We start from the raw sequence: 21,475 nt of genomic DNA, 5'->3' as shown, positions 1-21,475 counted from the left end.
CCGCCGGGTTTCTGGCCCAGGTCTTTGCGCCGGGCGCACGCATGCGCAACGATGCAGGGATGCGGTGTGACGTTGCGCGTGAGGCACTTTCCGCCCGGTTGGACGGCGAGCGTCCGGAAGTGCTGGCGCAGCAGGTCGATGCTCACCTGGAGACATGCCGGGGGTGTCGCACCTGGCTGATCGGCGCGGCCACCCAGACCCGGCGGCTCGCCTCGATCGAGCCCGGCGACGGACCGGATCTGGTCGCCCAGATCATGGCGAGTATCGACGGGGACCCCGAAGCCCGTCACGGCTGGATGCGTGCGGTGCGGGCCCGCTACGCGCGATGGGGGCTCATCGCGGTGGGTGGATTCCAGGTGGCGATCGCGGCCGCTCAAATCGGCGGAGTCAATTTCGGCATGGTGTCGCATCACATGCACGGTGCGATGTCTGGCCAACATTTGTTGCACGAATCCACCGCGTGGGTGCTCGCGCTGGGCGTCGCGATGGTTGCCGCCGGTATCTGGCCCGCGATGGCGACCGGGGTCGCGGCGATCGCCGGTGCCTATTCGCTTGGGCTGATGGGTTACGTAGCCGCCGACGCCCTCGACGGACAGGTGACCGCGACGCGCGTCGCCAGTCATGTGCCCGTGCTGTTGGGCCTGGCGTTCGCGGTGCTGGTGGCGCGCGAGCGAACCGGCGGGCACCGGCCGCAGCAGTCCGATTTCGACGCTTTCGACAGCGAGCTGCCCGACCGGTTCGCCGGTCGGCGGCGCGGCCACCTGCGGCCGATCAACCGGTCCCCATCGGACCTCGCCGCAAACTCTACGACAGCCCGTCGTAGACTGACCGAACCTGCGGAACTAAGGTGGTTGGCCATGACCGCGTCCAGCGATGACGAGGCCGTAACCGAACTGGCCTTGGCAGCCGCGCGCGGGAACGAGCGAGCGCTCGAAGCATTCATCAAGGCCACCCAGCAAGACGTGTGGCGGTTCGTCACCTACCTGTCCGACGCGGGCAGCGCCGACGATCTGACCCAGGAGACGTTTCTGCGGGCGATCGGCGCGATCGAGCGATTCTCCGGCCGCTCCAGCGCGCGCACCTGGCTGCTGTCGATCGCGCGCCGCGTGGTCGCCGATCACATTCGCCATGTCCAGTCGCGGCCGCGCTCCGCCGCGGGTGCAAACCCCGAGCAGGTGCACAACCGCGACCGGCACGCGCGCGGTTTCGAAGACCTGGTCGAGGTGACGACAATGATCGCCAACCTCACCCGCGAACAACGCGAAGCCCTGTTGCTGACCCAGCTGCTCGGGCTGCCCTACGCCGACGCCGCCGCCGTGTGCGGCTGCCCGGTGGGCACCATCCGGTCCCGGGTCGCCCGTGCCCGCGATGCCCTGCTCGCCGACGCGGAACGCGACGACCTGACCGGTTAGGTTTGGCGCGCAACCCATTCGGCGGCCTGCTGGACGGTACCGACCACGGTGATACCTTCTGGCAGTGCTGGACGGTCCACCATCACCACCGGAATGTCCAGTGCCGCAGCGGCGTCCAGCTTGGCCCGGGTCATGTCGCCGCCGCTGTTCTTGGTCACCAGGGTGTCGATGCGGTGCTCGCGCATGGTGGCGATTTCATCGTCGTAGCGATACGGGCCGCGGGACAACAGCAGCTGGTGATGGTGCGGCAGTGAGTCGATGTCCGGTTCGGTGACCGCGCGAATCAAAAACCACGCGTCACTGCCTTGGAATGCTCGTGTTCCGGAGCGGCCAGTGGTGAGAAACACCCGCTTATAGCGTTGCCGGGCAACGATTTCCGCCGCTTCTCTGTCTGATGCGACGACTTCTGCCGTGCCTGGTTCCCATGCCGGGCGGGCCAGCACGAGGAGCGGCATTTTGGCCCGCTCACATGCCTGGGCGGCGTGGGCGGTCATGGTGGCCGCGAACGGGTGGGTCGCGTCGACGACGGCGTCGATGTGTTCTTCTTGGAGGTAGCTGTGCAGCCCGTCCACACCGCCGAACCCGCCGATGCGCACCGATCCGACGGGAAGCGCCGGATCCGGCACCCGGCCGGCCAGCGAGCTGACCACGTCGACGCCCGGGTGCAAGACTTCGGCGAGCGCGCGCCCCTCGGCGGTGCCGCCGAGCAGCAGCACCCGCATCAGTGCTGGCCTTTTGCGCGGCGCGCTTTTGAGTACAGGTAGCTGTCGGTGAAGCCCTGGGCGGCAAGCACATCGCCGACGATGATGACGGCGGTCTTGGTGATGGCGGCCTCGCGCATTTGATCGGCGATGGTTTCCAGGGTGCCGCGGAGTGTTATTTCTTGCGGCCAGCTTGCGAAAGCCACTACTGCTGTGGGTGTTTCAGGCTTATAGCCGTTGGTCCGCAGCTGCTCGACAATCGTGACGATCTGAGCAGCGGCGAGGTGCAGCACCAGGGTGCCGCCCGATTGGGCAAGGGTTGGCAGGTCTTCGCCGGGCGGCATGGGCGTCGACAGGGTGGCTATGCGAGTCAGAGTGACCGTCTGCGCCACTCCCGGGACGGTGAGTTCTCTCTTCAACGCGGCGGCTGCGGCGGCGAAAGCCGGTACGCCAGGCACGATTTCATAGCCGATGCCCAGCATGTCGAGTCGTCGGCATTGCTCGGCCAGCGCGCTGTACAGCGACGGATCACCGGAGTGCAGCCGGGCGACGTCGTGACCTTTACCGTCCGCGGCGGCGAGTTCGTCGATGATCTGCTCGAGCGTCAACGGCCCGGTGTCAACGATTTTCGCGTCGGGCGGGCACAGAGCCAGCAGATCGTCGGGCATGATCGACCCCGCGTACAGGCATGTCTGGCATCGCTGGAGCAGGCGTTGGCCGCGGACCGTGATCAGGTCGGCGGCGCCCGGGCCCGCACCGATGAAATACACCGTCACTTGGTCACCGCCCACTGGGTGACCGGGTGCCGAGGGCGCCAACCGGTGAACGCGCCCAGCGGCTCGCCGTGGTAGAGCTGAAAGCGTCGCAGCTCACCTTTCAGCCGCGAATATGCTTGCAGTAGAACTAATTCAGACTCTGCTGTGACCACGTTGACAACCAGGCGGCCGCCCGTTGGGAGCTGTTCGAGGCAGGCGTCGAGGACGCCGGGATGGGTCAGGCCGCCGCCGATGAAGATGGCGTCGGGCTGCGGGGCGCCGTCGAATTGGTCGGGCGCCGCGCCGCGTACCCCGATGTTGACGCCGAACGCTTCGGCATTGGATTCGATGTTGCGGCGCCGCTTTTCGTCTTGTTCGAAGGCCACCGCGCGGCAGGCCCGCCAACTGCGACACCATTCGACGGCGATGCTGCCCGAGCCCGCGCCGACGTCCCAGAGGAGCTGCCCAGGCCGTGGCTTTAACGCCGCCAGGGTCACAGCACGGATGCCCTGTTTGGTGATTTGGCCGTCGTGGGCGAACACGTCGTCGGGCAGTGGCGCGACGCGCTCGTCGGGCAGGTAGCGAATGGCGATCACGTTGAGGTCGTCGACGTCGTCTTCGCCCCACTGGCGCGCAATGCCGTCACGACGACATTCGGCCGGGCCGCCGAGTTGTTCGAGCACGCTGAATTCGGAATCGCCTCGGCCGTGCTTTGTGAGCAGCGCGGCCACGGCTTTGGGCGTGGATCCGTTTTGCGACAACACGATCGCCTGTCCGCCGCGGCGCACTGCGGTGTGCGGTGGCGCGGAGACCAGGCTGATCACCTCGGTGTCGTGGACGTTCCAGCCCATTCGGGCGCACGCCAACGTCACCGCCGAGACATGCGGGATGATGCGCACTTTTTCCGGGCCGAAGAGGCGGATCAGGGTGCCGCCGATGCCGTGCATGAGCGGGTCACCGCTGGCCACGATGTGGATCCGGTCGTCGGCGGGAAGCGTTTGCAGGGCGGGCATCATCGGCGACGGCCACTGCCTGCGCTCGGCGGTCACCGTATCGTCGAGCAGTTTCAATTGCCTTTCGGCGCCGTAAATGACTGTGGCCGTTTGTAATTCAGTGCGGGAAATTGCCGAGAGCCCCGCCATGCCGTCGGCGCCGATACCGACCACGACGATCATCGCGGCATCCTGCGCCAGACGAATTGCGGCAGCATCCGCATGACCGCCGCCGCGGGCCCCAATGCCCACGGGATCCACACCGTGCGCTTTTTCTTGGCGAGCGCGCGTGCGGTTGCGGCGGCCACCTGCTCCGGTGTGCTGGATAACGGTGCCGGAGTCATGCCCTCCGTCATACGCCCGATCACGAATCCGGGGCGCGAGATGAGCAAATGCACGCCGGTGCCGTGCAGCGCGTCGGCCAGGCCGCCGGCGAAGCCGTCCAGGCCGGCCTTCGCTGACCCGTAGACGTAGTTGGCCCGACGCACGCGCCAGCCGGCGATCGAGGAGAACACGATTAATTGGCCGCTGTTGGCTTTGCGCATGGCTTGTGCGAGGACGGTCAGCAGGCTGACCTGGGCGACGTAGTCGGTGTGCACGACGGCCACCGCGTGAGCGGCATCGGCCTCGGCGCGGGCCTGATCGCCGAGGATCCCGAAGGCGAGCACCGCGGTGCCGATGGGCCCGTGCTCGGCGATGACTGCTGCGACCAGTGGGGCGTGCGAGGCCAGGTCGTCGGCATCGAATTCGCGGGTGTGAACCGCCTTCGCGCCGGCTTGGTGCAGCGTCTCTACCTGCTCATCGAGCTGATCGGCTCGGCGTGCGGCCAGCACCACCGTCGCGCCTGGAGCGAGCCGTCGCGCCAGCTCAATGCCGATCTCGCTGCGGCCGCCCAGAATTAGAACTGGACCTGCGCCCGTGTCGTCCACGGCTGCGATTATCACCTGCGCTAGCGTGAGCGGTGATGGCGAACACCACGACACGGCTCACCAACGACGCTTTGGCGTTTCTGTCCGAACGTCATCTGGCGATGCTGACCACGCTTCGGGTGGACAATTCGCCGCATGTGGTGGCAGTCGGTTTCACCTTCGACCCCGTGACTCACATCGCGCGGGTGATCACCAGCGGGGGCTCGCAGAAGGCCGTCAATGCCGATCGTGCCGGGGTGGCTGTACTCAGCCAGGTCGACGGTGCGCGCTGGCTTTCGCTTGAGGGCAGCGCCAAGGTCAACAACGATGCCGATGCCGTGCGCGATGCCGAGCTGCGGTATGCACAGCGCTACCGCACTCCGCGGCCCAATCCCCGACGTGTGGTCATCGAAGTTCAGGTGGAGCGAGTGCTGGGGTCGTCAGATCTGCTCGACCGCGGCAGCGAATAATTCTCGCGCTCATTCGGGCTCGCGGCGCTCGAACTCAGTGCCTGACGTGTCGTCCCAGAACTTGGGCGATACCTCCGTCGCCCGATCTTCCGGCGGGACGGCATCTATCCGCTCCTGGAGTTCGTCGAACATCCGGCGAGCGCGCGTCAACTCGGCCTCTGCCGGTGGGGTGAGACCCGCTTCTTCGAGTGTGGAGAAAATCCTTCCACCAATTTTTCTACTCATACCGGCGTCCCAACCATCCTATTCTGACCGTCCACCCACGATCTTAGTATTCGAGCATTTTGATAATTGTCTTACCTGTTACTGGATCAACGACCTTGTCTACCACGTAAAATCGCGTACCGGACGGAAACAGAATCTCCTGCTCTTCCGGGAACATCGAGTAAGAAGACACGTCTCGCCCCGAAGTCGAAACAATTTGGAATTCAACATTTCCCGAGAACACCGGCGATCGCGCCACCGCAACATCCGTTGTCGTGCTCAAAAATCCGAGCTCTGTGAAGACTTCGCCAGGTTTGTATTGTGCCAACGCCTCATCCGGGAGGTCTGACCCACGAATTACCGTACCTTCATATTTAGGCAACTTTTCCAACGCGCGATTCAGTGCATCGATCCGAGCAGCTTGCGATGCATCCAAAGTCCCGTTCCTCAACGCGTAGTTTAGGTCCGTGTAACCGGACCCAGTGTAGTCGGCGAGTGCAGCCTGATGAGTGGAGTTCCAGGGCATGTGCGCGTTCGGATCGCCAGCGCTATCGGTAAGGCCGCCGTTATCCGCGCCTCCATCTCCGGGACCGTGTGGACCCGGTTCGGAGGGTTGGCCGTGGGGAATTTTGCCTTCTTCAATTCCGGGTGGACCGCTGGTGGGTGGACCTAGAGGGTTAGGCGGATGGCCAGTCGGGGCCCCGAACTCCGGAGCCTGCACGTGGGGCACCGTCGGTGTTGATGCAGGGAACGGTTGGAATTTGGCCGATGGCAACGGCCCGGCGGGTGCTGCGGGCAATGACGGCGGTTCGTGCGGACCGCCGCCTCGCGCAGGCACCGGCTCGCGAGGACCTTCCGGTGGACCTCCGGATGGCCGAGGCTCGGTTGGAGATACGGGCTCGTGGGGTGCAACGGGGGCATCGGGGCGTCCGGGGGGTGGTGGAGTGCCCGGGGTGGTCGGCGAGTGAGGTGCCGGCGTACCGGGCGGCGCGGATTCCAGCGGCCTTGGCGGCGGACCGCTCGGAGCCTCCACTCGTGGCGGGCTGACCGGACGACCGCCGGACGGAAAATCCGTCTTGGACAGATCCAGCTTGAGGTTGTCGAGGTCTTTGGTCAGGTTGGTGCCGGCTTTTCCAAGATCTGCCAGCGGACCGGTAGTCGACCCAAACTCCCCAAGCTCCCCGGCACGCCCTGCGGCGCCAGCGCCCTCTATGGCCTCTTCGGCGCCACGGGCAGCCGCAGACCCCGCTTTCGCCCCCGCGCCAACTTCTCCGATGCCGGGAAGCAAAAACGTCGCACCGTCGAACACGTTTTCGCCGAACCCCAATCCCGGCCGAGCAGTACTCCAATCCTTAAGGTGTAGAAGCGATTTCCACATCTGCAGATTGGCTGCGCCGCCCTCGCGCGGATGCAAAACTTCGTTGAGCAAGCTCGCTTTGAACTGGCTCTGCACCATGTCCTTCCAGGTAGCCTCGGCCCCCTTGGGATCAAGGAGCAACCACGGCGTGCTCAAGTCCGCCAAGCCGACGGCCGCCTGGGCGGCTCCTTTGACAACTCCCTCATTCGCGTTGACGAAAGTGTCGAAGACAGTGGCGACCTGGTTTCCGACCGCGTCACCGAGAAAGTGGGTGAACTGGCCGCGCATGTAGTTCTCCATGTCGACGACAAGGCCGTCGGCCATCTGCATCAGCAGGTGTATACCCTGCTCGAAAGACCTTGCCTCCCGGCCTAAGTCGTGCAATACGGCGTTGACGTCCCGCGCGATCTTCTTGATTTCTTCGAACGCATCGCCATCGAGCACCGAGTCCACGTCATGCCAGATATCGGTCAGCGACTCCAAGCGGTGCAACAGATTTCGTATATCGTTTTGGGCCTTGGCGACTTGGTTGGCGAAATCCTCGAGGGCCAAGCCCATCCCCACGCACCCCGCACCCAACTTTTCCATCGCAACGCCGATTTGCGACAACACGTGATCGATCTTTTCGCCCTCGGGGATCTGTTGCGTACCGACGAGCGTCCTCGATCCGTTGAGCGCATTTCGCATTCCGCTGACCGCCGAGCTGAAGGTGCGCCAACACCCGGCTGCGGCATGAAGCGCCGCCACATCGCCGTTAGGCCACACGTCGTCGACGAATGACTGCACCACCGCCCACAGCAGCGGAGGCGGCTCGCCTGGGCCTAATGTTCCCGGCGGCCCCGGGGCGCTGATTTTGACGGGCTCCGTCGGCGCCTGCAACACACTGGCACCGCCGCCCAGCCGCGAGGCAGCCTCGGCCTTCGACCAGTTCGACGCGTCGACTTGGATCAAGACCCCGTTGCGCCGACACGCATTAATCGCTGCCGCGGCGGCATTTACCAACGACTCCGCTGTCCCTTGGTACGACAGCCCGAACACCTCGCCGGCAACATCCAGACCCGTGTTGGCGCCAAAACCAGCACTCAACACCGCCATCGCGGCTGCCAAACCATCGCCCGCTGCAACCACGGCGCTGCCCGCATCGAACAGCGCCTCTGGGTCGACCGCGAGGGGGGCCACACGCGAGATTTTTGCCCGAACTGACCGTCGGCGCTATTCACCCTTGTGCTGCCGGCCGACCCCCGCGGGTCCCTTCTCGAAGCGGCGCCCATGGTGGTGAATTGACCCGCATCGATTGCCATGGCTAGCCTCACCAGCAGCACAGCGCGGAGACGCCGAAGGACTGTTGGGTGGGCAGCCAGGGACGTAAAGGCTCGCCTGTCGCTGTTCGGAGAGAGCGAATAGCCGGAGGGGTAGCCATGTTCGCTGACACCGCCGAGGCCAACCCCGCAAAGCCGCGGGCCTCACGATGCAGCTCACCTACGTAAGCGTCCCGCACCTGATCGCTGTGGCCGGCGGTGACCCGTGGGCGATCAACGACAGCCTGCAAGTCGGCCGCCCCGCCCAGATTTCGGACTTGGCACAGGCATTTCACGCTGCAGGCAGGTGCACGACGGAGTCTGGCAATGCGTTCGACGACGCCCGTCGCCGGTTTGAGGCAGCGTGGAATCGCGAGAACGGCGACCACCCGATCAATGACTCTGCCGAGGTGCGGCGAGTAGCCAAATCGCTAGGCAGGCAGTCCTTGCAGTTGCCCAAGATCGGGGTCGAGTTGGAGCGCATCGCCGCGGCTCTGGCCGGAGTGCAGCGAAGCGGCGCCGTGTTGATCTCGAATTTGGAGACTCAGCTGGAAGTCATCGACAGCCAGGCCGGTGTAGCCCTTGCGCTGGAAAATCACGACCGGCTCACTTCCCTCGAAGACCAAGCGATATCCGACACTGAGGCAGCTCTGGGTCAACTCCGGTCACTACGTAGTCAGTACTCTGACTGCCTGCAGAGTTCGCTGAACACCCTGCGTACCGAGGGCTATGACGCGACCGCTATTCAGGCGATGGACGCGCCGGGATCCGGTTCGGACGCGGGCTCCCAGGCGGAGAGAAGGCAGAATCAAATCGACGCTTTCACAAAGCTTTTCGGTCGACCACCGAGCTCTGCGGCCGACTGGGAAACAGCTGCAGCACTCGATCCACACACCTATGAGGCCAAGAATGGCGGAACGCCGCCCAACATTGTCGTGGGGCGGATCAAACCGGTACCAGGACAGGGCGTAGTACGGACAAACATGTTCATTCCGGGCCGCGCGGTATGGGACCCGCAGATTGATTGGCCCCCGTACCATGACAATCTCGGCGACAACCGAGGTTTCTCAGCTACAGCGGGTCCCGAGGAGTCGAGGGTGTCGATCTATGTCGACTACGAGAACGGCATCATCGTTGCCCGGCAAAATCCGTCGATTGATGAGAAGACCGGTCAGGTTCGCACGGGATCACCCAGCATCTCAGCTGTCCAAAAGAGCAATGGCGCAGTCCTGATCAAGTACAGTGCTGCTGACCCGCTCTCGCCTGGCGGTGAAGGCCTCGCCAAGGCAATACCTTTCGACGTAAATGGCACGATCGCGATTGAACCTACGCCCGGAGGACCCCGCGTAGGCGGCACCGTAACAAACTTTCCTGCGATCGAGATCTATAGCGACATGCCGAATGGAAATACCTCGCCCCTCATCCAGTCTTGGCCCCTCTTTGTGGATGACGCCGGCGGACCTGCTGCAGGTCTCTGGTGGCAAAGGCCAATTGGTGACGCAGGTCTTGAGCTGTCCTTCAACGATCAGACCCCGGCTCCGAGGATTCCGACCCCTCCGCATGGCGGTCACCTGCCATCCTTGGCGCCGATTGGCCCAGCCCTCGTTGTGAGCCCACCGGGTATGTATCCCCTCGGATCTATCGACCGTCCACCGGACATCGGCGTGCATGACCCGGTTCTGGTTTTGCCGCTGCTGCCGACCAGATAGAAAGAGTTGGCTGAGACCGATGCGAGAGCCTATCGATTGGATACGCGCAGTCTTTTTGGGCGCGATCTCTGGCGGCTTCCTCTGGGCGATCATGCTGACTGTTCCGTTTTCTGCGATACACGGCGATAAGGCGATGCGCGATTTCTACACATTTGTCTCCGCCGTGTCGATAGGTGTCATCACCGTTGGGATAATCCTCTACTCAAGGGCGAGAACTGCGCTCTGGCGCAGCACAGCTGTTGGCATTATTTTGGCCCCTCTGACCGGTTGGTCAGTTCTATTGTTTGTTACTTTGACCGTAGTAATGCCCATGCACGGAGCGCATTGACGTGGCATCCTCGGAGCGCAGCGATTTGTTCAAGAACGCCCAGAACCATCCGACCCAGCTCCTATTCGGCCTGTTTGCCGGTTTTATGTCCACACTTCTCACGTTCGGGTTTTTGTGGTTCTTCGCGCCCATCTTGCCCTTAATGCTATGCGGGATCACAATGTTCTTCCGACGCACAAAAGCATTTTCGGTTGGCGCATTAGCGGCGTTTGCGGGCGTTGTTGCTTTCGTCGGGTCAGCCGCAATCTTGATTATTGTATTGTCGCTAACAATTGGATCGACGCCTCCACCATCTGCAGGTTTGCACTAAGGGTGTGGTCATGAATGCTCACGGTGAATTGACCAGCATCGGCGGCGGAGTTAGCCTCGCCATCAGGGCCAGGGGGCACGAATGGTCAGGGGTAGAGATGTTGATCGGCACTGGTTCGCTGCTGAAGCGAGCAAGTTGTGCTGCGCGGGTACGTTTGCGCCTCGTCCTTAAAACGGCCTCGCCACGCTCCCCTCAACGTCACCCAGGAGGACGTCATGAGTGGTGACGATGAGATTCGCATAATTCTCGAGCACCTGGCCAAGTTGAGCGGCGGTCCGCCGCCACCCGGAATCACGCCCGATCAGCTAACCACGGGTCAGGTCCCCTTGAGCCAGCTGCTGAGAGCCCTTGGGCTTGCAGCTAATGGCGGCGATCCCCGGGACATGGGCGACGCCCAAACCGGGTATGCCGAACGCGACGCGAAAATCGGTGACGCCATGGCCAAATTCCCTGCCAATGAAGCAGAGTCAGCCGGGAAGCTGGGCGGCGCCGGCAGCCCCGTTGAGATGGCGCAGCAGATTCCGCAGATGATCTCCGGTGTAGCCGGCGGCATCTCAGGTGCCATGCAGGGTCTGCTCCAACCGTTGAGTCAGCTTCCGCAGCAGGCTGCTCAGATTGGTCAGCAGATGATGCAAGCGGGCATGGGCGCGATGCAGCACGGCGGAGAAGCGGCTGCAGCTGGCGCGGCAATTCCAGGCGAATTGACGGGTTCCACGAGCGGCGCCGGCGGTGGCGGTTTGGGCGGCGGCGGACTCGGCGCCACCACGCCAACGGGAAGTCTCAATCCGCTTCCCGCTCCGTCAGCCGGTACCGAGCCCGCGTCATCGCGTACCGGCTCGATCCCGCCGCCGGGTGCGTCGGCACCGACTTCCGCTCCGAGAGGCGCGATGGGCGCGATGCCGATGATGCCGCCGGGTGCCATGCACGGAGCGGGTGGCGGCGGCAAGGACGAAAAGCCCGACACCAAACGCATTGTCGCGCCGTCAGTTAAGAACGGTGCCGCAGTCCAGGGACGTATCACCACTCCGCCGCCGGCTCCCGAGGTCGTCAAACGTGTTGAAGGCAAGCCGGTTGCGAGTCGACGCATCATCCTGCCCGACCAAAAGCGTGATGAAGACGATAGGGACGCGGGCCGCTGAAGGTAGACAATTCAGCGCCCACCCGCGCGACCGAGGAGTATCGCCACCGAGACAGCCAGGCCTTGAGCACACATGACAGATGCAACCACCCGGGAGTGATATGTCGAATCCATCTCAGCTTTCGGCTGCACCAGCTCCGTGGCCGTCAGCATCCAGCCGTTCAACACAATGGCTAGCCGTTATCTCACTGGTGGTCGCCGTATTGGCGATCTGCGTCGCGGTTGGCGCTTGGTTCCGCCCCTCGGCGGACAGCAAATCAACTCCTGCCTCACACGGGCCGTCATACAGCACCCAAGAAGTCACAGACGCCAAAACTAAAATTTGCGCAGCCTACGAGAAAGTCCATCACGCACTGGTTTTGAGTTCCGCACGAAACGGCGGCAGCGACCCAACTGCTGTGCTCGGCGTTGCGACGAGCGGGCGCCAGGTGCTGGATGCGGGTAGTCGGTACCTCGTCACCAAGCTGTCTGAAGAACAAGCAACATCGCCGGAACTCGCGATCGCCGTCCGAAACCTAGCGACCGCATACCAAGAACTCGCAATTAGCTATCTTAACGACCTCACAAATTCAGATGCCCAGCTGCAACCGGTACTCCAGGCAGCCGATGATGCGTCCGCCACGATCGAACGGCTTTGCAAATAATGTTGCCGCCTGGCGAATGGTCGGCGGCTATCGTCGGAGATCAATGGGTCGATGATGACGATCTAATGGCGCTGTCTCATGGCAAGCTCAACCGCGGAAGCATCAAGGCTGGATTTACGAACTTTGGCGACATGCTTCGTAGCGCCCAAACTGGGCCGCTCGCAGATCAGCGCGGCATTACTGCCGACGATCTACGCGATGCCTTCCGACAGGGTGAACAACAAGCGCGGACGGTAGCCGAAAAGAACGGCATCAAACAGGGGGCATACGGCACTGCCTACGACAGTATGGCGAGCCTCCGGCAGGACCTGGCCAATTTGGCTGCCGAAGGCAATCAGCGAATCGAAGAGATCCAACACTCCAAAGAGCCCGTGGAAGCCAAGGTCCCGCAGATCATCGCCGCAATACACCAATATCGGGCGATGGCCAGCATCACCGCTGCAAAATACTCCGGCAACGTACTGGATGCAATGCAGCGAGTACTCGACGCGGAAGGGATCGGCATGTCGGCGCGCCAGTTCGCGCAATCTCACGGCGCTGATGTCGGCAACATGTTCCGGCCACCCGATCACGACGCGGCCCTGCCCGACAAAGTACGAGATGCAGTCACCCGTGGTTCAACAAAAAATCTCACGGGCAACGCTGGTACTGCACCAGGACCACAACCAGCGCAGCCCGGCTCCCAACCGCCAGCGACCGGAACGGCCAATCTCACGGGCAATCTCGGCGCGGCCCCAAAGCCAAACGCAGCTATGCCCGAAGGCCAGCCGCGGCCGTCAACCCCCACCGCTCGCCTAACTAGCAACCTCGGAGGAACAGCACCGCCAAGTCCAACACCGGCACCGCCGGCTCCCGCCACGTCGCCGCGTGTGCCTGGCGCACCGATGATGCCAAGCCCCGGGGTAGGTGCACCCGGTGGCGGCTCACACATACCAGCGTCCTCAGTGTCCCCGCTGACTGGTGCAGCAGGTGCAGCACCAACCGCGCCCGCGAGCCCCGTCCAGCCGGTCACCCCGGCCGATTTGATGCACAGCTTCGACAAGGGAATGCAAGCGGGAACACCACTTTCGGCAACGGCCAGTCCGATGCCGCCACCCCATCCCACAGACCCGCAGATACCGACGACGCCGACCGCCGGCAGTGGCAGCGTCCCGGTCAACGCGCCCTCATACGACTCCCCTGCTCCGGTCGCACACGCGGCCGCACCGGACGCTACCCCGGCACCGCAGGTCGTCGCGGGACCGTCAGCAGCTGCCCCGGCCCCATCCGCACCCGCGGGCCCGCTACCGGCTTACGCCTCCGACATACGGCCGACGATCCCCGCGGCCTCCGCCCCAGTCCTTCCATCGGGCCCATCGCCGTCGGCGATGGCAAGCTCTGCACCGGTGCACCCCTCAGCCGGACAAGGCACCCCCGCCGGCCCCACCATGGTCCGTCAAACACCCCCGCCCGCAGCTCCGTCGTCGCCGTCGAGTCTGGGCACCGAAGCCGTCGCGGCCACGGCCACCGGCGCGATCGCCGGAGCCGCATCGGCCAACGCCACCGAACGCGCCCGGCTAGAGCGACTGGTGGCTGCCGTCGCCCGTCAACAACCCCGACTCGCCTGGGCAGCCGGTGATCGACCCGACGAAACCACCGTGCTCACAACCGATCTCGCCAGCGGATGGATCCCGCCGGGCATCGAGCTCCCAGCCGCGGTCACGCTACTATCCCCCGAACGCCGCCGCGGCGATATCGAAACCCTGCTCGGCGAAGTCACTCTCGCCGCCGGCTACACCCCGATCCACCACGTTGCCGAGGAAGACGAACCGGTCCCCACCTCGCCACGCCCCCGGCACCTGCCTGACATCGACGAACTCGGTTGGGAACTCAACCAAGCGACACAGTGGCGAGATGGTCTACCGCGACTAGCCCACACCCTGGCCAAGGCCGCCACGAGCGGCACCGGAGTGCTGGACAAGGAAGTGGACCTCCTCCAGACACATCTGCGCGAGGTCAGCACCCGAGTGCTGGACAGCTATCCGGACAACGTCGACTTCCACGACGTCGGCAACTGGCAGCTGCTGGCCGCGATCGAAGCCCTTGTGGCCGGCGACAAGTCGGGCGCCAACTATCACCTCGCCTGGTTCCGGGCCTGCAACACCACGATTAGTCAATAAGAGGGGGCGGCCATGTACGTCGACACCGGATTACTGCACTCGGGCGGAAGCCAGTCTCACCGCGCCGGCGGGCACGCCCAAGACGCAGCCGATCGCCTATCGCGGGGGCCGCTGATGTCGGGCATGTTCGGCGACTTCAGTGCCGCGGAAGAATTTCACGAAGCGGTGAGCGTCGCCCACGGCAAGCACGTGAAAGACCTTGCGGCCCACAGTGAAACACTGACCGATGTGGGCGGCAAGGCACACCAGGCCGCCGCGAGTTTCACCGATATGGAAGCGCACAACTCCGCAGACCTGCGGGCAGTGCGACCCGGCTAAGACACCGGCACCACGACGAGATCGTGCGGCCGATTGTTGAGGGGCAACGCGCCGTCCTCGGTCACGACGACGATGTCTTCGATGCGCGCGCCCCAGCGCCCCGGAAAGTAGATGCCCGGTTCGATCGAAAAGGCCATTCCCGCAGCCAAAGGCAGATCATTGCCGCTGACGATGTAAGGCTCCTCGTGCACCGAGAGCCCGATGCCGTGACCGGTGCGGTGCACGAAAAACTCCGCAAGCCCGGCCTCGGCCAGCACGTCGCGCGCGGCGGCATCGACCTGCTCGGCGGTCACCCCCGGACGAACCGCCTCATACGCCGCCCGCTGCGCCCGCTGCAGCAGCGAATACTGTTGTGCGACATCGGCATCAGGCTCGCCAAGAGAATACGTCCGCGTCGAATCGGAATGGTATCCGGGCTCGTAGGCTCCTCCGATATCGACGACGACGATGTCACCGGCCTGCAGTTCGCGGTCGGAATAGCTGTGGTGCGGGTCGGCCCCATGCGGTCCGGAGCCGACGATGATGAACGACACATCCGAATGTCCCTCGGCGACAATGGCTTCGGCTATATCGGCGGCAACATCGGCCTCGGTGCGGCCCGGGATCAAGAACTCCGGCACCCGGGCGTGCACGCGGTCGATGGCCGAACCGGCCTTGCGCAGCGCGTCGATCTCGCACTCCTCCTTGACCATCCGCAGCGTGCGCAGGATGTCGGTGGCCAGCACCGGCGACACGCCGAGCACCCCGGCCAACGGCAGCAGGTGCAGCGCCGGCATCGAATCGGTGACGGCCGTCGCAACAGGGCCATCACCCAACGCCGCGAGAACCAACTGGTAGGGGTCGTCGCCGTCGACCCAATCGCGCACCGCCAAGCCCAGTTCCGCAATGGCCGACTCCTTCAACGAAGCGAGCTCCAGCCGCGGCACCACGATGCTCGGGTCACCGGCGCCCGGCACCACCAGCGCCGTCAGCCGCTCAAACGTCTGGGCGCGCGAGCCGCTGAGATAGCGCAGGTCGTATCCCGGGGTGATCACCAGGCCGTCGAGCCCGGCGTCGGCGGTCGCCGCGGCGGCCGCGGCCAGGCGACGGGAATAGACCTCGGCGTCGAATCGGTGAGAGTCCATGGCAGCCAGGCTAACCGCACCCGCCGAACGTCGAGTTGTTGCGCCAATTCAACGAAGAGGCCAACAACAAGTCGACGTTCGGCGCGGAGATAATTACCGCGCTGGCAGGATAGCCGCATGCCTGCACCTGTGTTGCTGCTCGACGGCGCCAGCATGTGGTTCCGCTCGTATTTCGGCGTGCCGTCGTCGATCACCGCTCCTGACGGCCGGCCGGTCAACGCCGTTCGCGGATTCATCGACTCGGTGGCCACAGTCATCACTCAGCAGCGACCGAAAAGGCTGGCGGTCTGCCTCGACCTGGATTGGCGCCCGCAGTTCCGGGTTGACCTGATTCCGTCGTACAAGGCGCATCGGGTGGCCGAGCCCGAACCCGAAGGCACCCCCGACATCGAGGAAGTGCCCGACGACCTATCGCCGCAGGTCGACATGATCATGGCGCTCCTGGACGCGTTCGGCATTGCGACGGCCGGTTCGGAGGGTTTCGAGGCCGACGACGTGCTGGGCACGCTCGCCGCCCAGGAACGCGACGACCCGGTCGTGGTGGTCAGCGGGGACCGCGACCTGTTGCAGGTGGTGACCGACGACCCGGTCCCGGTGCGGGTGCTCTACCTGGGCCGCGGCCTGGCCAAAGCCACCCTGTACGGCCCGCCGGAGGTGGCCGAACAGTACGGCGTGCCGGTCGACCGGGCCGGGCCCGCCTACGCCGAACTCGCGCTGCTGCGCGGCGACCCGTCCGACGGCCTGCCGGGCGTCCCGGGTGTCGGCGAGAAGACGGCCGCCACCCTGCTGGCCCAGCACGGCTCGCTGGATCAGATCCTGGCCGCCGCACACGACCCGAAATCCAAGCTCGCCAAGGGCTTGCGGGCCAAATTGCTGGGCGCGACGGACTACATCGAGGCCGCGAACCAGGTGGTTCGGGTGGCCACCGACGCGCCCATCACGCTGTCGACGCCCACCGACGTGCTACCGCTGGTCGCCGCGGATCCGCAGCGCACCGCGTCGCTCGCGACGGAATTCGGCGTCGGATCCTCGATCGCCCGCCTGCAGAAAGCGCTCGACTCGCTGCCGCAGTGAATTACTGCGGCCGGCCGACCTCGTAGGTGCCCTTGTCGTCCTGGAAGGTCACGGTCACCTTCTTTTGCGCACCGTCGATGCTGACGGCGCAGTCGAAGGTGGCGCCCTTCTTCACGGTCGGGTCGGTGCCGTTGTTGCACTTGACGTCTTTGACGTTCTTGGCGCCGTAGCCGTTGGTCTCGTCGGTCAGGACCTGCTGCACACCGGTCTGCGCCTTGTTGATGTCCAGCTTGGTGGTGACGAAGAAGCCGGGCTCCCAGAAGCCGAGCACCAGGATGAGCGCGATCAGCAGAAAGGCGATCGCACCGCCCACACCGAGGATCAGTCCCGTCGAGCGCTTCTTCTGCGGCTGACCCGGGTACTGCTGCGGGTACTGGCCGTACTGGCCCGGCTGGCCGTACTGGCCGGGCTGCTGACCGTACTGACCCGGCTGGGCGTACTGCCCGGGCTGGCCATACTGGCCCGGCTGGCCGTACTGGCCGTACTGCTGCTGCTCCGGTTGCCCGTATCCCGGCTGCTGTTGCTGGGGATACGGCTGCTGGTATGCGTGCTCAGTCGGCTGCTGGTACTGCGGGTACTCCGCGGGCGGCGTGTAGGCCGGCGCCTGCCACGTCGGGTCCTGGGCCGGGGGTTGCTGCTGTTGCCAGGGCGAACCCACCTGACGCACCTGAGTCGGTTCCTGGGAGCGATCGCCACCCTCGCCGGGCGGTTGCCACTGCTGGCCCGGGTCCGATCCCTGCGGTCCGCTCATCATTTCTCCTCAATCGCCTTGTGTCCTGGCCCTGTAACGGTAGCCCGGAGCCAGCCTACCCGGCATCAACTGCGACGACGCCGCGCCGAACATCGTTGATAGCGCGCTTTGCCGTGGCCCGCACTTGAGCATCCGGCGCGGCGTTGCGAACCTGGTCCAACAGGTCGAGCACCTGGCGACACCACCGTACGAAATCCCCTGCCAACAATGGCGAACCGCTGCCGGTCGCGTCGGCCGCCGCCAGCGAGGCGGCGAGGTCGCCGGTCCGGGCCCAGCGGTAGATGACGGTGACAAAACCGTCGTCGGGTTCGCGGCTCGGCGCGATGCGGTGTGTTTGCTCGTCGGCGCGCAGCGCGAACGACAACTTAGCTGTCTGCTGCAGCGCCTGCCGCAGTCGAGGCGTGGGCGCCTCGGCGGCGAAGGGAGCGCTGGGGCCGTCGCCGCCGCGGGTCTCATAGAGCACCGACGACACGACGGCGGCCAGTTCGGCCGGCTTCAACTCCGCCCACGCCCCGGTGCGCAGGCATTCGGCGACCAGCAGGTCGCTCTCGCTGTAGATCCGGGCCAGCAGCCGGCCGTCGTCGGTGACCCGCGGGTCGCCCGCAGCGCCCTGGATGAACTCGCGCTCGGTCAGCAGCCCGACGATCCGGTCGAAGGTGCGCGCCAGCGAGTTGGTGGCGGCGGCCACCTTCTTTTCCAGCTGCGCGTTGTCGCGTTCGATGCGCAGGAAACGCTCGGCCTCACGGACCTGGGCCTCGACGCCGGGACTATCGTGCGCCGGGTGGCGGCGCAGCTCCTCCCGCAACGACGCCAGCTCCGGGTCGTGGAAGCCGTCGTCGGCGTCCTTGGCGCGGCGGCGCGACGGCACGTCCAGCGGCGTGGCGGCCGAGCGCAGCGCCGAAGCAAGATCGCGACGCACCCGCGGCTGGCGGTGCTCCACCCGCTTGGGCAACGGCATCGACCCGAGCGGCGCCGAGGCACCCGAGTAGTCGGCCGACGAAATCCGCCCTGCCCAACGGTGTTCGGTGAGCACCAGCGGCCGGGGGTCGTCGCCGACGCGGGCCGATTCCAGCACCACCGCCAGGCCGCTGTGCCGGCCGTTGGCAATCGTAATGATGTCCCCGCGACGCAGCCCGGCCAGCGCCTCGTTGGCGGCCTGGCGCCGGTGCAGCCGCGACGCCCGGGACTGCGCCCGTTCCATCTCGGTGATCCGCGCGCGCATCCGGGCGTATTCAAGGATCGGCGCGTCGCTACCACCGAGGTCGGCGGCGATCTCGTCTTGCATCCGCTTGCCGCGGTCGATGCCTTTCACCACCCCGACGACGGAGCGGTCGGCCTGGTATTGCGCGAACGATTGCTCGAGCAGCTGGTGCGCCTGCTCCGGGCCCATGTGCTGCACCAGGTTGATCGTCATGTTGTACGACGGCGCGAACGAGCTTTTCAGCGGGAACGTACGGGTGGACGCCAGCCCGGCCACGGCGGACGGTTCGGACGTCTCCTCGGTGGGGTGCCAGAGCACCACCGCGTGGCCCTCGACGTCGATGCCGCGCCGGCCGGCCCGGCCCGTCAGCTGCGTGTACTCCCCCGGCGTCAGCGGCACGTGCGCCTCGCCGTTGAACTTCACCAGCCGCTCGAGCACCACCGTGCGGGCGGGCATATTGATGCCCAGCGCCAGGGTTTCGGTGGCGAACACCGCCTTGACCAGCCCGGCGGTGAACAGCTCCTCGACCGTGTGCCGGAAGGCCGGCAGCATCCCGGCGTGGTGGGCCGCCAGACCGCGCAGCAACCCTCCCGCCACTCGTAATAGCCGAGCACGGCGAGGTCGCTTTCCGCGAGGTCTCCGCACCGGTGCTCGATCACCTCGGCGATCTGGGCGCGTTCCTCCTCGCTGGTGAGCCGCAGCGGCGAGCGCAGGCACTGTTGCACTGCGGCGTCGCAGCCGGCCCGGGAGAACACGAACGTGATCGCCGGCAACAACCCTTCGGAGTCCAGCGTCGCGATGACGTCAGGCCGCGCGGGCGGGCGGTAAAAGCGCGGCCGGTCCGGCCTGCCCCTTCCGCCCTGCCGGCGCGGACCACGCCCCCAGTCCCCCATCCGGTCCGCCTCGCGGCGGTGCGCAATGTGTTGCAGCAGTTCGGGATTCACACGCGGATGACGGTCGGCGGCCGGTTTCTGGTTCTCGTAGTCGAACAGGTCCAGCAGGCGCCTGCCGACCAGAACGTGTTGCCACAGCGGCACCGGCCGGTGCTCGTCGACCACGACCGTCGTGTCGCCGCGCACGGTCTGGATCCAGCCGCCGAACTCCTCGGCGTTGCTCACCGTCGCCGACAGGCTGACCAGCCGCACCTCGTCGGGCAGATGCAGGATCACCTCTTCCCAGACCGGGCCCCGCATCCGGTCGGCAAGGAAATGCACCTCGTCCATCACCACGTGGGAAAGCCCTTGCAGCGCAGCCGAATCCGCATAGAGCATGTTGCGCAGCACTTCGGTGGTCATCACTACCACGGGCGCATCACCGTTGACCGACATGTCGCCGGTCAACAGGCCGATCCGGTCGCGGCCGTAGCGCGCCGTCAGGTCGGTGTGTTTCTGATTGCTCAGTGCCTTGATCGGGGTCGTGTAGAAGCATTTACCGCCGGCGGCCAGCGCCAGATGAACGGCGAATTCCCCGACCACCGTCTTACCGGCACCCGTTGGGGCGCAAACCAATACGCCGTGACCCCGCTCAAGCGCCGCGCAGGCCCGCAGCTGGAAATCGTCGAGCGCAAATGGCAATTCCGCGGTGAACCGAGGCAGCTCGATCAGTTCGGTCACGCCGCCCTCAGATGCCACTGACATCTACGTGACGTCGTCATGTTGCCCGCTGATGAACGACGGCTCGGGCGCCGGTTCGGACAGCGGTGAGGGCGCCTCGATGACCGACGCTTCGTCGTCGGGGATCGCGGTTTGGGCTTCGCGCTTGGCTTTTCGCTTGTCGTGGATGCGGGCGATCTGAATCGCCAGCTCCTGTAGAACGGACAGCGCAACCCCTAGCGCGGTCATCGAAAACGGGTCGGAGCCGGGCGTGAACACCGCCGCGAACACGAACATCCCGAAGATCAGGCCGCGCCGCCACGCCTTGAGCTTTTCATACGGCAGCACGCCAACCATGTTGAGCATGACGATCAGCAGCGGGAATTCGAAGCTGAATCCGAACACCAGCAGCAAGTTGATCAGGAAGCCGAAATAGCGGTCGCCCGACAGCGCCGTCACCTGCACGTCGCTTCCGACGGTCAGCAGGAAACCCAGCGCCTGGGACAGCACGAAGTAGGCCAGCACCGCACCGCCGACGAACAGCAGCGCGGCGGGGATCACGAACCCGATGGCGAAGCGGCGTTCCTTCTGGTACAGCCCGGGGGTGATGAACGCCCACAGCTCGTAAAACCACACCGGGCAGGCCAGCACGATCCCGGCCGTCATCCCGACCTTGAGCCGCAGCATGAACTGGTCGAACGGCGCGGTGGCCAGCAACCGGCACTGCCCGTCCGCGCTGATGTCCGCGCGCGCCGACTGCGGCAGCGAGCAATAGGGATGGCGTAGCCACTCGCCCAGGCTTTCGAGCCCGAAGATCGGATGCGAATACCAGATAAACCCGAAAATCGTGGTGACCAGGATCGCGGCCAGCGAGATCAACAGCCGGGTGCGCAGTTCGGTCAGATGGTCGACCAGAGACATCGTCGCGTCGGGATTGGTCCGACTGCGCCTATTGCGCGGATTGAGATGCTTCAGGAACGCAGCAGTGCGCGCTGGAGTCTTGAATGCTTTCACGACGCTCGGTCAGTGG

General features: G+C 65.3%; 18 protein-coding genes and 2 pseudogenes. 9 read left to right on the top strand and 11 right to left on the bottom strand.

The window, feature by feature from the left end:
* Window positions 1-41: 41 nt before the first annotated feature.
* Window positions 42-725, top strand: a pseudogene (locus tag G6N55_RS30065) (DUF2275 domain-containing protein); the annotation flags it as partial.
* A 132-nt stretch (window positions 726-857) separates the two neighbouring features.
* The gene (gene sigC / locus G6N55_RS29635; RefSeq protein WP_232079016.1) at window positions 858-1,412 is read left to right on the top strand and encodes an RNA polymerase sigma factor SigC; all 555 of its coding nucleotides are present in this window, start codon (window positions 858-860) and stop codon (window positions 1,410-1,412) included.
* Here the strand turns inward: sigC and G6N55_RS01320 are convergent.
* The 4 genes from G6N55_RS01320 to G6N55_RS01305 are packed head-to-tail and all read right to left on the bottom strand — an operon-like array spanning window position 1,409 to window position 4,789.
* Entirely contained in the window at window positions 1,409-2,134 is a 726-nt protein-coding gene (locus tag G6N55_RS01320; protein ID WP_085220375.1) for a cobalt-precorrin-6A reductase, read from the bottom strand. The genes sigC and G6N55_RS01320 overlap by 4 nt on opposite strands.
* Window positions 2,134-2,889, bottom strand: a complete 756-nt coding sequence (gene cobM / locus G6N55_RS01315; RefSeq protein WP_085220588.1) for a precorrin-4 C(11)-methyltransferase — start codon at window positions 2,887-2,889, stop codon at window positions 2,134-2,136. The genes G6N55_RS01320 and cobM overlap by 1 nt, the downstream gene beginning before the upstream one ends.
* Window positions 2,886-4,043: a precorrin-6y C5,15-methyltransferase (decarboxylating) subunit CbiE gene (gene cbiE, locus G6N55_RS01310; RefSeq protein WP_085220376.1), complete on the bottom strand. Its 1,158-nt coding sequence runs from the start codon at window positions 4,041-4,043 to the stop codon at window positions 2,886-2,888. The genes cobM and cbiE overlap by 4 nt, the downstream gene beginning before the upstream one ends.
* Window positions 4,040-4,789 carry an SDR family NAD(P)-dependent oxidoreductase gene (locus G6N55_RS01305; protein WP_085220377.1) on the bottom strand — a complete coding sequence of 250 codons (750 nt, stop codon included), beginning with the start codon at window positions 4,787-4,789 and terminating at the stop codon, window positions 4,040-4,042. Before G6N55_RS01305 ends, cbiE begins: the two co-directional genes overlap by 4 nt.
* Window positions 4,790-4,824: 35 nt before the next feature.
* Between G6N55_RS01305 and G6N55_RS01300 the strand changes: the two genes are divergently transcribed.
* The gene (locus tag G6N55_RS01300; RefSeq protein WP_085220378.1) at window positions 4,825-5,238 is read left to right on the top strand and encodes a F420-dependent biliverdin reductase; all 414 of its coding nucleotides are present in this window, start codon (window positions 4,825-4,827) and stop codon (window positions 5,236-5,238) included.
* Window positions 5,239-5,247: 9 nt separating this feature from the next.
* On the opposite strand, the gene G6N55_RS01295 is transcribed toward G6N55_RS01300, so the two are convergent.
* On the bottom strand, window positions 5,248-5,463 hold the full coding sequence (locus G6N55_RS01295) for a hypothetical protein (RefSeq protein ID WP_085220379.1): 216 nt from the start codon (window positions 5,461-5,463) through the stop codon (window positions 5,248-5,250).
* A gap of 43 nt (window positions 5,464-5,506) precedes the next feature.
* Complete coding sequence (locus G6N55_RS29630) at window positions 5,507-7,978, bottom strand: ADP-ribosyltransferase (protein ID WP_232078892.1); 2,472 nt, start codon at window positions 7,976-7,978, stop codon at window positions 5,507-5,509.
* Window positions 7,979-8,267: 289 nt separating this feature from the next.
* Between G6N55_RS29630 and G6N55_RS01285 the strand changes: the two genes are divergently transcribed.
* The 3 genes from G6N55_RS01285 (at window position 8,268) to G6N55_RS01275 (ending at window position 12,226) form a co-directional block, all read left to right on the top strand.
* The gene (locus G6N55_RS01285) at window positions 8,268-9,806 is read left to right on the top strand and encodes a putative alpha/beta hydrolase (protein ID WP_085220380.1); all 1,539 of its coding nucleotides are present in this window, start codon (window positions 8,268-8,270) and stop codon (window positions 9,804-9,806) included.
* A gap of 1,021 nt (window positions 9,807-10,827) precedes the next feature.
* A complete protein-coding gene (locus G6N55_RS01280; protein ID WP_232078891.1) occupies window positions 10,828-11,583 on the top strand; it encodes a hypothetical protein in 756 nt (251 codons plus the stop codon).
* A 190-nt stretch (window positions 11,584-11,773) separates the two neighbouring features.
* Window positions 11,774-12,226 (top strand): flagellar basal body-associated FliL family protein, encoded by a 453-nt coding sequence (locus G6N55_RS01275; RefSeq protein WP_139826678.1) that lies wholly within the window; start codon window positions 11,774-11,776, stop codon window positions 12,224-12,226.
* Between the two features lie 191 nt (window positions 12,227-12,417).
* Here G6N55_RS01275 and G6N55_RS01270 read toward each other — a convergent pair whose 3' ends face one another.
* A complete protein-coding gene (locus G6N55_RS01270) occupies window positions 12,418-12,798 on the bottom strand; it encodes a hypothetical protein (RefSeq protein ID WP_085220384.1) in 381 nt (126 codons plus the stop codon).
* 813 nt (window positions 12,799-13,611) lie between these two features.
* Between G6N55_RS01270 and G6N55_RS01265 the strand changes: the two genes are divergently transcribed.
* Window positions 13,612-14,385 carry a DUF5631 domain-containing protein gene (locus G6N55_RS01265; protein WP_139826679.1) on the top strand — a complete coding sequence of 258 codons (774 nt, stop codon included), beginning with the start codon at window positions 13,612-13,614 and terminating at the stop codon, window positions 14,383-14,385.
* A gap of 12 nt (window positions 14,386-14,397) precedes the next feature.
* Window positions 14,398-14,703: a DUF2563 family protein gene (locus G6N55_RS01260; RefSeq protein WP_085220386.1), complete on the top strand. Its 306-nt coding sequence runs from the start codon at window positions 14,398-14,400 to the stop codon at window positions 14,701-14,703.
* Here G6N55_RS01260 and G6N55_RS01255 read toward each other — a convergent pair.
* A complete protein-coding gene (locus G6N55_RS01255; protein WP_085220387.1) occupies window positions 14,700-15,827 on the bottom strand; it encodes a M24 family metallopeptidase in 1,128 nt (375 codons plus the stop codon). The genes G6N55_RS01260 and G6N55_RS01255 overlap by 4 nt on opposite strands.
* Window positions 15,828-15,944: 117 nt before the next feature.
* Here G6N55_RS01255 and G6N55_RS01250 point away from each other — a divergent pair, with 117 nt between their 5' ends.
* Window positions 15,945-16,901: a 5'-3' exonuclease gene (locus G6N55_RS01250; protein WP_085220388.1), complete on the top strand. Its 957-nt coding sequence runs from the start codon at window positions 15,945-15,947 to the stop codon at window positions 16,899-16,901.
* A gap of 1 nt (window position 16,902) precedes the next feature.
* Here G6N55_RS01250 and G6N55_RS01245 read toward each other — a convergent pair whose 3' ends face one another.
* The 3 genes and pseudogenes from G6N55_RS01245 to tatC all read right to left on the bottom strand — a co-directional run bounded on the left by G6N55_RS01245 (window position 16,903) and on the right by tatC (window position 21,459).
* Entirely contained in the window at window positions 16,903-17,652 is a 750-nt protein-coding gene (locus tag G6N55_RS01245; protein WP_085220591.1) for a DUF4333 domain-containing protein, read from the bottom strand.
* A 55-nt stretch (window positions 17,653-17,707) separates the two neighbouring features.
* Window positions 17,708-20,466 (bottom strand): annotated as a pseudogene (locus tag G6N55_RS01240) (DEAD/DEAH box helicase).
* Between the two features lie 24 nt (window positions 20,467-20,490).
* Window positions 20,491-21,459 (bottom strand): twin-arginine translocase subunit TatC, encoded by a 969-nt coding sequence (gene tatC, locus G6N55_RS01235; RefSeq protein ID WP_372517608.1) that lies wholly within the window; start codon window positions 21,457-21,459, stop codon window positions 20,491-20,493.
* Window positions 21,460-21,475: the final 16 nt, after the last annotated feature.

This window comes from Mycobacterium florentinum (assembly GCF_010730355.1).
Classification (GTDB): domain Bacteria; phylum Actinomycetota; class Actinomycetes; order Mycobacteriales; family Mycobacteriaceae; genus Mycobacterium; species Mycobacterium florentinum.
Note: the sequence above shows the minus strand (reverse complement) of the source record. Positions and strands in the feature narration are given on the sequence as shown.